The sequence below is a fragment of the uncultured Bacillus sp. genome (assembly GCF_958411575.1).
Lineage (GTDB): Bacteria > Bacillota > Bacilli > Bacillales > Bacillaceae > Bacillus > Bacillus spizizenii.
In genome coordinates this window covers 197,844-211,018 of record NZ_CATYRA010000001.1, presented here as the reverse complement: position 1 = coordinate 211,018, position 13,175 = coordinate 197,844, and the positions used below count along the sequence as shown (strand labels likewise).

General features: G+C 39.0%; 10 protein-coding genes. 4 read left to right on the top strand and 6 right to left on the bottom strand.

What is annotated here, in order from left to right; translation table 11 throughout:
- Window positions 1-35 precede the first annotated feature (35 nt).
- Complete coding sequence (locus tag Q5C82_RS00990; RefSeq protein ID WP_013308059.1) at window positions 36-2,678, top strand: glucosaminidase domain-containing protein; 2,643 nt, start codon at window positions 36-38, stop codon at window positions 2,676-2,678.
- Between the two features lie 38 nt (window positions 2,679-2,716).
- Here Q5C82_RS00990 and Q5C82_RS00985 read toward each other — a convergent pair whose 3' ends face one another.
- From Q5C82_RS00985 to Q5C82_RS00960, 6 genes are all read right to left on the bottom strand, one after another.
- A complete protein-coding gene (locus Q5C82_RS00985) occupies window positions 2,717-4,576 on the bottom strand; it encodes a CDP-glycerol glycerophosphotransferase family protein (RefSeq protein WP_003219619.1) in 1,860 nt (619 codons plus the stop codon).
- 18 nt (window positions 4,577-4,594) lie between these two features.
- Window positions 4,595-5,764, bottom strand: coding sequence for a CDP-glycerol glycerophosphotransferase family protein (locus Q5C82_RS00980; RefSeq protein ID WP_003219621.1), 1,170 nt, complete (start codon window positions 5,762-5,764; stop codon window positions 4,595-4,597).
- Between the two features lie 3 nt (window positions 5,765-5,767).
- Window positions 5,768-6,793: a ribitol-5-phosphate dehydrogenase gene (locus tag Q5C82_RS00975; RefSeq protein ID WP_003219623.1), complete on the bottom strand. Its 1,026-nt coding sequence runs from the start codon at window positions 6,791-6,793 to the stop codon at window positions 5,768-5,770.
- Window positions 6,790-7,503, bottom strand: coding sequence for a 2-C-methyl-D-erythritol 4-phosphate cytidylyltransferase (locus Q5C82_RS00970; RefSeq protein WP_003219625.1), 714 nt, complete (start codon window positions 7,501-7,503; stop codon window positions 6,790-6,792). The genes Q5C82_RS00975 and Q5C82_RS00970 overlap by 4 nt, the downstream gene beginning before the upstream one ends.
- An 88-nt stretch (window positions 7,504-7,591) precedes the next feature.
- The gene (locus Q5C82_RS00965; RefSeq protein ID WP_003219627.1) at window positions 7,592-8,743 is read right to left on the bottom strand and encodes a CDP-glycerol--glycerophosphate glycerophosphotransferase; all 1,152 of its coding nucleotides are present in this window, start codon (window positions 8,741-8,743) and stop codon (window positions 7,592-7,594) included.
- Window positions 8,744-8,838: 95 nt separating this feature from the next.
- The gene (locus Q5C82_RS00960; RefSeq protein WP_003219629.1) at window positions 8,839-9,612 is read right to left on the bottom strand and encodes a WecB/TagA/CpsF family glycosyltransferase; all 774 of its coding nucleotides are present in this window, start codon (window positions 9,610-9,612) and stop codon (window positions 8,839-8,841) included.
- A gap of 508 nt (window positions 9,613-10,120) precedes the next feature.
- Here Q5C82_RS00960 and tagD point away from each other — a divergent pair.
- The 3 genes from tagD (at window position 10,121) to Q5C82_RS00945 (ending at window position 13,175) form a co-directional block, all read left to right on the top strand.
- The gene (tagD, locus tag Q5C82_RS00955; protein ID WP_003219631.1) at window positions 10,121-10,510 is read left to right on the top strand and encodes a glycerol-3-phosphate cytidylyltransferase; all 390 of its coding nucleotides are present in this window, start codon (window positions 10,121-10,123) and stop codon (window positions 10,508-10,510) included.
- 103 nt (window positions 10,511-10,613) lie between these two features.
- A complete protein-coding gene (locus Q5C82_RS00950) occupies window positions 10,614-11,798 on the top strand; it encodes a CDP-glycerol glycerophosphotransferase family protein (protein ID WP_003219633.1) in 1,185 nt (394 codons plus the stop codon).
- Between the two features lie 30 nt (window positions 11,799-11,828).
- A complete protein-coding gene (locus Q5C82_RS00945) occupies window positions 11,829-13,175 on the top strand; it encodes a glycosyltransferase family 2 protein (RefSeq protein ID WP_003219635.1) in 1,347 nt (448 codons plus the stop codon).

Sequence of the window (13,175 nt, the reverse complement as noted above, 5' to 3'; positions counted from 1 at the left end):
TTTATATACTCATTGAATAAGAAAGAGGAGAAGGAATGAAAAAGAGATTAATCGCACCTATGCTTCTGTCCACCGCGTCCCTTGTCTTTTTTGCCATATCCGGTTCTGCCCAGGCTGCAGCGTATACGGACTACTCGATATACGAGGTAGAGCCGTCAAAAACGTTCAGTACAGAAAGCCAAACCTCGCAGGCTGTCGCCAAACTGGAAAAGGATACTGGCTGGGATGCTTCCTATCAGGCTTCAGGTACAACAACGACCTACCAAATTTCCGCTGCAGGCATTCATAGCGAACCAGAAGCGATTGCAATACTGAGCGGACTCACCAAACAGACAGCGATTACAGGTACGATAAGCCCTGTCGGAAGCAAACAGCCCTATGTCACCATCACCTCAGGCGCCATTTCCGGAGAAAAACAGGCAAACACTTTGCTGACCAAGCTTAAACAGGAGACGGGAGTGGCTGGCGCTGTAAAAGCTTCCGGAGCAGCTCAATCCTATGTGAACATTATGACATCAGAAATCGCTGATGAGACAAAAGTCAAGGCGCTTATTCAGAGTCTGGCTAAGCAAACGGGGATTAGAAGCTCCTATCAGCCCATCACCCACACGGTGTCCGTCACAACCATTCAGTCAGGCACAATTGTGGGAAATAGCAAAGCAGAGCAGATCAAAAGCGCATTTCAAAAGGAATCAGGGCTGCAGGCATCATTAAAGGAAACGGTGAAAGGACAAGCCTATTATACGTTCACTACAGCCGCGATTTCAGGTGAAGCGAATGCCAAAAATCTATTAAATCAGCTGAAACAGAGCACCGGTATCACAGGAAGCTACAAGTCAATCAAACAAAAAACAACTGCTGAGTCATACAATGTCCAATCAGCTTATTTCAAAGGGCTGAATACAGTGAAGGACGCCATCAGCCAAATCAAGAAAAGCACCGGCGTATCAGGCAGTTATCAACAGGTTGACAAAAGCACATCATATACAGTGAATATGAAGGGGTTAACGAAACAGCAGCTGCAAAAGATAGACACTTTCTTTAAAAAGAAAAAATGGCATTACACGTCATCCAGCATCAAAAAAACGACCATGTCTACAGCCTATCCAATAACGACGGCGCAGATTTTAGGCGAGCAGCAAGCAAACAAAGCCGCAGCCTTCTTTTCTCAGAAAAAAGTAAAGGCAACGAAAAAAGCAACTGGAACAACAGCAGAAAACCAATATCAGCTCATCTCAGAAGAAACATCAGATCAAGCAAAAGTTACAAAGGGCTTGAACATGTTAAAGAAAAATCAGCTGAGTGCAGCTGCGAAAACAGTAAATAAACAAATAGCTAACACGTTTAAAATAACAACTGAATCTCTGCTTGATACAGCGAAAGTCAATCAAGCACTTACATTCTTTCAATCAAATCACATATCAGCAACAAGCCAGAAAACCGGTCAGGCGACAGCGAGCAGCTATCAGATCATAACGGGAGCCATCATCAGCCAAGAAGATATTGACCGTGTTTTAGCGTTTTTCAAACAAAACAATGCCGCCGGCACCACAGCAAAAACAGGCGAGACGGCATATACACAATACAAAATTGTAACAACTCAGCTCAGCAGCAAAACAGCATTGAACAATGGGTTAACCTATCTTAAAACGCAAAGTTTAATCCCAAGTTATACAACGAAAAGCAATACACTCTATAAAATCAGCTTAAACGAACAGTTCACAGGCCATGATGCGGCTACTGCGGCATCAACAAAGCTAAAACAATTATACGGATGGACATCATCTATCGTGAAAATCAAAAATGGCCCGCAAATCATGAAAACAAATTATAATCTCTCGCTTCGTGATATGGTCCAAAAACAAATGACAGTAAGCCCGCAAACAGACGGGGCCGCTTACGTATCGCTCAATTACATTAATACAGCAACTTCAACCGTTACGGCTGATGTACTGAATATCCGGTCAACACCGGCAGTCATCCCGACGAACGTGATCGGCCAATTTAAAAAAGGCGATAAAGTGAAAATCATCAGCCAGACAAACGGCTGGGCCAAAATCAATTTAGGCTGGCGAAACGCAAGCAGTGATGAAGTGGTTCAATACGTGGATCCGAATAACTTTTCCAGAGACAGCAAATACTACTTCCAATTTCTTAAGCTGTCACAGACAGCCGGCCTCAGCGTTACTGAGGTCAATCAGAAAGTGCTTGCAGGCAAAGGCATCCTGACAGGGAAAGCAAAGGCATTTATCGATGCTGCCAATCAATACGGTATCAACGAGCTGTATTTAATCTCACACGCTCTTCTTGAAACAGGCAACGGAACATCCGATTTAGCCAATGGTTTAACCTATAACGGAAAAAAAGTATATAACATGTACGGAATTGGTGCCTACGACAGCAACCCGAATTACTACGGCGCTAAATATGCATACGAGCAAGGCTGGTTCACACCAGAGGCTGCTATTATCGGCGGTGCCAAATTCATAGGTTCATCGTATATACACAACACAGCCTACAATCAGGACACACTGTACAAAATGAGATGGTCATCCACAGCGACACACCAATACGCAACAGACATCGGGTGGGCGTACAAACAAGTGAACCGCATGTACAGCCTGTATTCATTGCTGGACGGTTATACCCTTTACTATGATGTTCCGGAATATCAATAAAAAAAACACCTTTTGCAGCTGCAAAAGGTGTTTTTGATTTATCTTTTAAGGACTTTATCGTCTACCGGCTCCTCTTCCTGAGGGAAGACGATTTGATCGACGACACGTTCACTTGCTTTTCCGTCAAGATCATCAAAGAAATAATGAACAAATGAATCAATTTGCTCAAAGTTATACTTCTCTTCTTTAATGATCGAAATCATTTGATCAGACGTTTTCGCAAGCGGACCAGGAATAAAGTCAAAGTAATCATAATAGAAATCACGTTTGCGAATATAATCATCTACATCATAGCTGAAGAAGATCATCGGTTTGTTTAATAAAGCATACTCAAAGCAAACAGAAGAATAATCCGTAATCAGAACATCTGTTACTAGCAATAGCTCGTTAATTTCCCTGAATGAAGAGAAATCATAAAAGAAATCACTGTACTGATAAGGAATATTGGCATCATTACGGACGAATGGATGAATTTTGAATAAGAAGATATATTCATCCTTTAACTCACGATACAGACGGTCAAAATCAAGCACTTCAAAAGGATAATGAGCTGATTGCTGACCGTTTCCGCGGAAGGTTGGCGCAAAAAGAATGACCTTTTTGTCCTTCAGAAACGGATATTCTGTATAAAGACGTTCTTTTACAAATGCCTTCTTCGCTTCATCAAAGAAGAAGTCTGTTCGAGGTACGCCGGTAGCGATGACGTTCTCTATGTCTACACCAAAGCCCTCTGCATAGTGTTTCCGGATATTTTCAGAGCTGACAATAACCTTCGTGTAGTTCCTATGGTTTTTCGAATGCGGCGAAGGTCCTCCCGGCAGACCGATTCGGCTGTAGCCGAATGTCTTAAAGGCGCCGACAGCATGCCACAGCTGGACAAGATCAGCATTTTTACGGATTTTCAACGGATAAATGATCGGATAAAAATCATCAATAAAAATGATTTTGCTTGTCGCAAAGTGATAAGCCATAGACATCAGTTCAGACAGGCTTTTTCTATCTCGAATGCTGCTCTTTAAGAAAAATTTGAAATCAAAGTTTTCTTCGCGCTTCAGCAGTTCTTCATAAACAAATTCGAAGTTTCCTGTCACATCAAGCCGGCTGTCAGAAGCAAAGACGATCTTATTGGACTTAATCGGCAGCAGGCGGAATACATCATAAGCAAAATGGAATAAGCTCGTATTCAGCTTGCGTATAAAGCGGTTTGCTTCTTTTCCAGTATCCAGCTCCAAAAGGCTCGGATCGATTTCCTGCAGTTTGTTGCAAGACAAGTTGATGGTCTTTTCGCCCTCATCATAGTTAACAATCAAATTGAACTTCATCAGCTTTTTGGCAGAATGAAATTCCATCTTTGTGGCATACACATCATTTGAGAGGAAATTGCTGACGTTTCCAACCGTATGCACTTCCTGATGTTTTACATTTTGGTCATCTACAGCTTCAATTTCGAGAAACAGCTTATACTCGCCTTGCGGAAGAGGCTTGTCATTCATCAGCTTAGAAAAGTTAATTTGCTGTGAAAATCCTGCCCACTTATAGGCCCCTGGCACATTTGAAGTATCAATTGACAGCTGATCTACCGGAATATCCCGCAGAGAAACAGCTGTGAATAAAACACCGTTGTTCACCAATAATAAACGTTTCCGAACCTGATCCTCTTTTTGAAGCGGCAGGCCCTTGATATACATATAACCCGCAATTTTAAGAATTGAACCATTCCAAGAAAACTCAGAAATTTTTCTGACAGGGACTTGCTGGTTTTCTTCAATTCGCTTGGTTTTATCAAAAAGAGAAAAAACCCTGTTATCTGCCGGATGGACAATGACAGCTGTATTTTCTTTTTGTGTTTTCTTTTTTGATCTGAAAAGTCTGTTCTTAATCTTTCTGGCCAGCTTCACTTTGTACCTCACTTTCTCCTAATCGGCACCAGATGTTAAAAATGATGAAATAAAATCGGCTACCCGCTCTGAAGATTTGCCGTCTTGATGGGTAATATACGTCTGTGAAAAAGCTTCAATCCGCTTCGTATCAGCCTCGTGATCACTCTCAATATCGTGTACAAGCGATGGAACGTCTTTCGAAATCGGCCCGGGTACAAACGATTCAAACGGATAGTAGAAATCACGTTCTTTCAAGTAGTCTTCTAAATCCGGGCAGTAAAAATACATTGGACGTTTCAGAAGGCTGTATTCGAAAATGACTGAAGAATAATCGGTTATCAGCCCATCGGAGATTGCCATCAAATCGTACAAAGAGTACGAATCGGTTAAATCCAGCACAAAATCATCCTCTTCCGTGTGCGCATGCTTGCGCATATACGGATGAAGATGGAGCATCACGACATAATCTTTATGGTGTAGCGCCGACTTTAATTGTAGCAGATCAAGCGGGGTAGCGTCACCCTCTTGATGATGTCCGCTGCCTCGAAAAGTAGGAGCATACAAAAGCTTTTTCTTATGCTTAAGTTCAGGATAAGCCTGATGAAACTCATCCAGTACAGTGCGAATATGTTCCTTATGGTAAAAATAATCCGTCCTTGGAATGCCGAGCGGCAAAATCTGCTTTTCCTCCATTTGAAAAGCTTCGGCAAAATGCGGCACGGCAGCAGGTGCACTGACGATGGCATAATCATAGTTAGAATGCACGGGAACAATCTTCAGATAATCAGAAGATGGGCCGAACGGCTTGTTCACTATGCTATAGCCGAATTTTTTAAATGCGCCGCAAGCATGCCAAAGCTGGATGGCGACAGTTTCCTTGCGTTTTGGCACAACATACAAAGGAAAATAATAATCATCCAACAAAAGCACACGGCACGTGGCAAGGTGATATAGCGAGCAGAAAAGATGAAGCAAATATGCAGCTCGTCCAATCAGCCCCTTATCCATCTTGCGGAAAAGCAGGGTGATGCGAAGAGACGGATCTTGCTTCAGCTTTTCATAGACACCTCTAAAATTATCACTTAATTGATCCTCACGATAGGAAGCTATGACAACTTTGTCGTGCTGTACTGGTAATAAAGCGCTCAATAGTTTATAAGCAGTGCCGAATACTCCTTTTACGATTCGTGTAAGGAATGTTTTCACTGTTTAAATTTCCCATTCGATAACGGTTTTTCCCCAAGATGAAGTCAAATCTGCTTCAAACGCGTTTGTAATTTCCTCAATACTGCGTACAGGGAACCGTCCGCCTACTAATGTTTCTAAATAATCAACGACTTCAGGGTATTGAGCTAAAAAGTCCACAGTACGGGCAAAATCCTCGCGTCCGCTGCGGCTGCTGCCGATCAGCGTAATTCCTTTTTCAAGCACCATTCTTGTTTCAATTTCAACTGGGTATTCAGATACGCCCAAGAGCGCTACACAAGCTTCAGGATGAACATGGGCAATGATCTGCTCAATTGCGCTTTCACTGCCGCGTCCGCCTACACATTCAAAGGCATGATCGAGTCGGACATCCTCAGGAATGTCGTTAATTTGATAAGCTGCATCAACAAAAGAAAAATGATCAAGCTTGTAAGGTGTTTTTCCGAAGATAAACACTTTGCTGTCCGGATATTTCTTCTTCAGGAGAAGCGTCATGATAAATCCGAGATTTCCGTCTCCCCAGACACCGAATGTGTCGCGCTTCTTGTGTGCCATACGCTCAAAGCGGGAAAGCGCGTGAACTGCAATCGTAATAAGCTCAGTAAAGGCTGCGACATGCGGATTAATGCTGTCCGGAAGTTCAACGAGCCGATCCGGCGCCATGAACATGTAATCCTGCATAAATCCATCATAGCCGCTTGAACGGAATCTACTGGAACGCAGGTAATTCTCCGCAATGACTTCATGCTCTTCAACCGGTGTATTTGGCACCATAACAACCCGGGTTCCGACTTTAAATGTGCCTGTCGGATCAAACATGACTTTCCCGATTCCTTCATGGATCAGTGCCATCGGCAGTTTTTTATCCATCGCTTCTTTGCCGCGTGAGCCAGTATAATAACGCTGGTCGGCAGCACAGATGGATAAATGGGTAGGCCGTACAACGACCTTATCTGAATGGACAACTTTATCTTTATACGTCACTTCAAATTGTCGGGCAGAAACTAAACGATACGTTTGATTAATCATTGTGAAATTCGCTCCTGTAAAATGGCATTAGCCACTTTTAAGTCATATGGTGTCGTTACTTTAATATTAAAGACTTCACCGCGGACCAGCTTCACTTTTTCACCTGCTAACGAACAGATCTTGCAAGCGTCAGTCAGGACAGCTTTTTGCTCATCGGACAGTTTATTATAAAGCTCGACCAATTTGCTGATCCGGAAGCTTTGCGGTGTTTGTCCCTGATACATGTTATCGCGGACAGGGATATCAGAAATAAATTCCTGATCTTCTGAAGCGATAATTGTATCAATAGCTGAGATCACGGTATCGACCGCACCGTATTGAAGAACCGCATCAATGTTTTCGTCGATAATGCGATGAGTCAGAAATGGACGCACAGAATCATGAGTGATGATCACGTCATTATCCTGAATGCCGAATTCTTTTTCAATATAGCGGATGCCGCTCATAATAGACTCATTACGGTCACTGCCGCCTTCAACAACAACCAGGCGATCATCCTGCCCGATGAATTTCTTTAAAATGTCTTTTGTATGGTTAATCCACTCTTTAGGTGAAACGATTAAAATCTTATCGAAACGGTCATTTAATAAAAACTTTTCAACCGTATGAATGATAATAGGGCGTTTATTTAACGGCAAAAACTGTTTTGGCATATTGACGTTCCCCATGCGGGAACCTTTTCCACCGGCTAGAATCTCAGCATAAATCATAAAATGACTCCTTCCTTACTACAACTCATAATGTTTTATAAAAGGTTTTCATATTATTTGCAATACCGACCTCTATTATATATAAAGATCAGTTTGATTTCTCATTTACATAGCTTAAAAGCTGCTTACTGGCATTCCCTCTGGAGTACAGATTCCACTCACGAGAAAAGCGCTCCACTTCAGATTGGAGCTTGTCCATATCTTTCAGCTGGTCCAAGAGCATTCCTGAATCACAGCAAGGCATTCCGGGGATCACCTCTGTATAATGCCGAATTAAACCACGGGTTCTGTTGTAAGCCTCCATATCATACGTATAAAACAAAATGGGTTTGTCCAGCAGAGCAAATTCAAATGGGACAGAAGAATAGTCTGATATTAACAGATCGCTCATCTTTAAAAGGTCTGCAAGCGGGAGATCTGACACATCTTTTATCCACGCACTATCCTCAGGTAATTCAGCAGATTCCTTCATAACAGGGTGCAGTTTGACTGCAAGTAAATATTCTCCTTTTAAATCATGCTGCAGCTGTTTTTCTGAAAACGGCAGCGAAAAGCTTTCAAACTGATGATCTCTAAAGGTCGGCGCATACAGAATGATTTTTTTCTCTGCCGGCAGTTGATATTTGCTTTTAAGGTCATTGCTGTTTTCCCGCGCCTCATAGTAAGCATCCGTTAAAGGTACACCAAACCGAAGAAATGTATCACCTTTTATATCGAAAAATTCCTTGAATATGTCAGCCATATGTTCAGAACCGACGACAATCCTGTCAAATGAAGCATACACTTTGCGAAAGCGTCTTATGTCAGCCCGAGAACGATTCTGTGTGTTGATATCCTTTAACCCAAATCGCTTAAACGCTCCGTTCGCATGCCAAACTTGGATACACTCGATATCAGGCCTGCTGGTCAAAACAGTTGTCAAAACAAAATAGTTATCAACAATCACAGTCTTACTGTTCAGCATAGAAAAGACCGCTTTACATATATGAAGCGGGTGTTTTTCGTTAATAACTGAAACAGTAAGCTCAGGAAATTCTTTTTCCAGTGACTTGGCATGCTGGGTAAGCAGTACATGAATAGGAAATGAAAAGTGCCCCTTCTGGTATTCCTTTAATATTGCACGGGCATTATCAGGAAAGGAAACCAGGAGCGTCACTTGATTGCCTAGCTTGACCCAAAACAGCAATGCGCCAATGACTTTGATGAACAAATAATAAAAAAACGCAAACCAGGATTTCAATCTGTCATCAGCTCAAACCGGTTTTCACAGATTGTCCGCAGGCTCAGCGAATGATTCATGCTTTTCATTACATACCATAGCTCCTTTAAGGCCGATTACAGATGGCGTGATTGATCTTTGACCTGTCCTGTATAATGCGGCTTTGCTGAAGCCCGTTCATGTTTCAGCACAGCTGTAACATACTTAGGAATGCTCAGCATCCTTCTCCAGCGGGCAGGGTTGGTGAGCAGCCTGTACATCCATTCAAGGTGAAAACGGATAAAAAATGAGGGTGCTCTTTTTACATTGCCGCTGAACACATCAAAGCTTCCGCCCAGCCCTACAGCAACAGCCTGAGGGAATAAATGGCGGTACTTATGGATAAAGAACTCCTGATTAGGATATCCTAACGCGACAAATACCATATCAGGAGTTGAGGCTGCAATCTTGTCTGCCACCTCACGTTGATCCTTCACATAGCCGTCAGAGTATCCGGCAATTTCAATTCCGGGAAAATCACGTTTAACTCGCTCAATTGTTTCCGCAATCACATGCTTAGCCGCACCGTAAAAGAAAACCCTTTTTTTCTTTTGATCAGCCTTATCCAGCAGCGATGTAAACAAATCGTAGCCGGCAATTCTGGATTGAAGCGGCTTTCCAATCAACTTGGAAACCATCACAACACCAATGCCGTCTGGCAAAATAAAATCAGCAGATGAAAGAACCGCTTCATAACGCGGATTCTGCATCGCTTCAAATCCGATTTCAGGATTCGCTGTTACGATGAACGCACCTTTATTCTGATCCAAATATGTCGTTTCTAAATGTGATACAAATGAAGTCAGTTCACTGTCTACAAAATCTAATTGATTAATGGGCTTTGTTTGCATCGTATCAACCCTCCTTTTCATCTATATGTCTATAAAAAACACGTGTCATTCGTATAGTTTGATTAAAGCCTCTTTGCCTGAAAACATTTTACTCTATCTTACCACAAAAATCTTTAGGAACTTTTAACATTCACATTACAATTCCTTCACGTTTTGACGATGAATTAATATGAGGGAGGGCGTACAAAATAAATGACGCAGCAGAAAGAAAATCGTTTCACTTAAAAATGCGACAAAAGAAGTAATTTTTCCGAAAAAGAAAACTTGCTATAATGGGTATGGACGAGACATTAGGCCTGCAAAATTTATACATCAATACAACGTTGATACCAAAAAATGCTGATGATTTACATTTTTAAAGAGCCTTAACTTTTATAGGAACTTATGCTATTATTGTTCATTATTAATGGTACGTAAAAAATATGTCGAAATTATAAACGATCTGTTAAGGTTTTTGGTTTTTTTCTGGTACTCTCAGTTGAAAACGGTTGGAAGGTGATGTTATCTAATGAAGAAAGTGATAACGTACGGAACATTTGATTTATTTCACTACGGACATATGAAGCTTCTGGAAAGAGCGAAAAATCTGGGTGATTACTTAATCGTAGGATTGTCTACAGATGAATTTAATCTTCAAAAACAAAAAAAATCGCATCATTCTTATGAACATCGAAAATTCATTTTAGAAACAATCGATTTAGTTAATGAAGTCATTCCCGAAAAAAACTGGGAACAAAAAATCTCAGATATTCAAAAGCACGATATAGATACATTTGTCATCGGCGATGACTGGAAAGGGAAATTTGATTTCTTAAAGGAATATTGCGAGGTCATTTACCTTCCAAGAACAGATGGCATTTCAACTACCCAAATTAAAAAAGACATGGCTAGTTTATAGAAGCACTAACTAAAAGAGGCTTGAAGTAATTCAGTTGCTTCTTTTTTTCTTGTTTGCTGAGAGAAGAGAAGTATTTAATTGTTTGATATTTAAGGAGTCTAAAATGAAATCAAAGATTTTAATGAAATATAGAAGCCTATTGGTCAGAATTTACTCAATTGTTTTTAGAATAATTGGGCTTTTGCCCAGAAACGAAAAATTAATCATCTTCGAAAGCTATTCAGGCAAACAATTCAGCTGCAACCCACGAGCGATTTTCGAGTATCTTGAGGAAAATAAAGATAAATATGACTATCAATTAATCTGGAGTATCGACAAAAGAAACAAAGATTTATTTGATAATTCAGATGTGAATTATCTAAGAAGATTCTCACTCAAATGGTTATGGTATATGGCTACAGCGAAATACTGGGTAACAAACAGCCGCTTGCCTTTATGGATCCCAAAACCGAGAAACACCACATATGTGCAGACTTGGCACGGAACTCCCCTAAAAAAACTTGCGAATGACATGGATGAAGTACATATGCCAGGCACGACGACTGAGCAATATAAAAGAAACTTCCTTAAAGAAGCTAGTAAATGGGATTATTTAATTTCCCCTAATGCTTACTCTACCGAGATTTTTAGAAGTGCGTTTCAGTTTAAAAAAACATTTATTGAATCTGGCTATCCGAGAAACGATTTTTTACATAAAAAAAATAGAAATGAAGAAATGCTGAAAATAAAAGAAAGATTAGGTATTAATAAAGATAAGAAAATTATCTTGTATGCTCCTACTTGGAGAGATAATTCATTTTATGCTAAAGGTAAATATAAATTTAATATGGTTTTAGATTTAGAAAGCCTAAAAAATCAATTATGCAATGAATATATTCTTATTTTACGGATGCATTATCTTGTATCTGAGAATATTAACTTAACTGAATACAAGGAATTTGCTTACGATTTTTCAGATCATAATGATATTAGAGAATTATATTTAATATCAGATATATTAATAACAGACTATTCTTCAGTGTTTTTTGATTTTGCCGGTTTAAAGAGACCGATCCTTTTTTATGTTCCCGATATTGAATTTTATAGAGATAACCTAAGAGGTTTTTATTATGATTTTGAAAAATGCGCTCCGGGGCCTCTTCTTAAAACAACAGAAAAAGTAATTGAAGCTATACACAAAACAAAGAACTATAAACAGGATGAAAATATTACTTCGTTTTACGATCAATTTTGTTACTTGGAAAAAGGTGATTCATCTAAAAAAGTTGTGGAAGAACTACTCGGATAAAAAACATATTCTTTTAAAGGAGTACTTGAGATGTTGTTTTCAATTGTAATGCCTGTTTATAATTCGGGATCATATCTAAGAGAAGCCATTGAGAGTATCATTGATCAAACTATTAATTTTGAAAAAAACATAGAAATAATACTGGTTGAAAATAATAGCACTGACAATTCAAAAAACATATGTGAAGAATACGCAACTGCATTTCCAAATAACATTAAAATTATCTATCAAGATACACCAAATGTCAGTTTAGCAAGAAATAATGGATTAAAAGCTTGTGAAGATAGTGAATTTATAGGCTTTATAGATTCTGATGACAAAGTTTCATTAAATGCTATTACTAAGGTATTAAAGTTTTTTGAAAAGCATACCGATATTAATCTAGCGGTGCTGCCGCTATTTTTCTTTGACAATAAAAACGGAGAGCACTCACTTAATTATAGATTTAAAAGTAATAAAAACATTGTAAACATAACTGATAATTACTCTGCTATTCACTATCATATTGGTGGAACATTTTTTCGAAAAAAAGCAATAGAACGTCTGGGAATTGCTTTTAACGAACAAATGGATTTCTGGGAAGATGTTTTATTTATTAACACCTTTTTAATTAAAGAACAAAAATATGGCCTTATTCCTGATGCTAAATATTTCTACAGAAAGAGAAAAGAGGAAGATTCTCTAGTAGATACCTCGTGGTCTAAAAAAAATAGGTATACTTTTTTACTTACAAATGGCTATGGTGAAATGATCAAGAGATCTCTAGAAGAGTACGGTGAAGTTATACCTTATATTCAATGCTTAATTCTTAATCATGTAAAGTTATTTATTTTTCAAAAAAACAATAACTTGATTTATGAAGTACTAGATGAGATAGAACAGCGTGAATTTTTTAAGCAGTTATATCACATTTTGAAATATATAGATGAAAAGTTAATTATTAATCAAAAAATGAAAACATATTTAAAAGAGTATCTGATTTCATTTAAACGATGGGGTTATCCTGTCAACAAACTTATTCAAATAGGGAATCTTGAAAACGAAAAAATCATAATTACTTCATGGAAAGTCAATAAACTTTCAATTGAGCTAACTGTAAGTTTCAGTAATGAAGAATCTGCAATTAACGATAAAAATAATGTTTACGTCTCTTATGGAAGAAAATTTATAAAGGCCAAGTTAATAAACGAACAAAAACAAAAGAATATTGTTATTTGGAGAACTACAGTTAGGGATAGAAAATATTCTTCTTATCAAATAAAACTTCCTTTAGGAGTTATTTTTTTTAGGTTTATAGTTGAAAAAGATAATAATTATATTAATCTCCAAAAAGTTAATGTTTTAAATAAATTTTTCAAGAAGTTAATAAGAACTTAA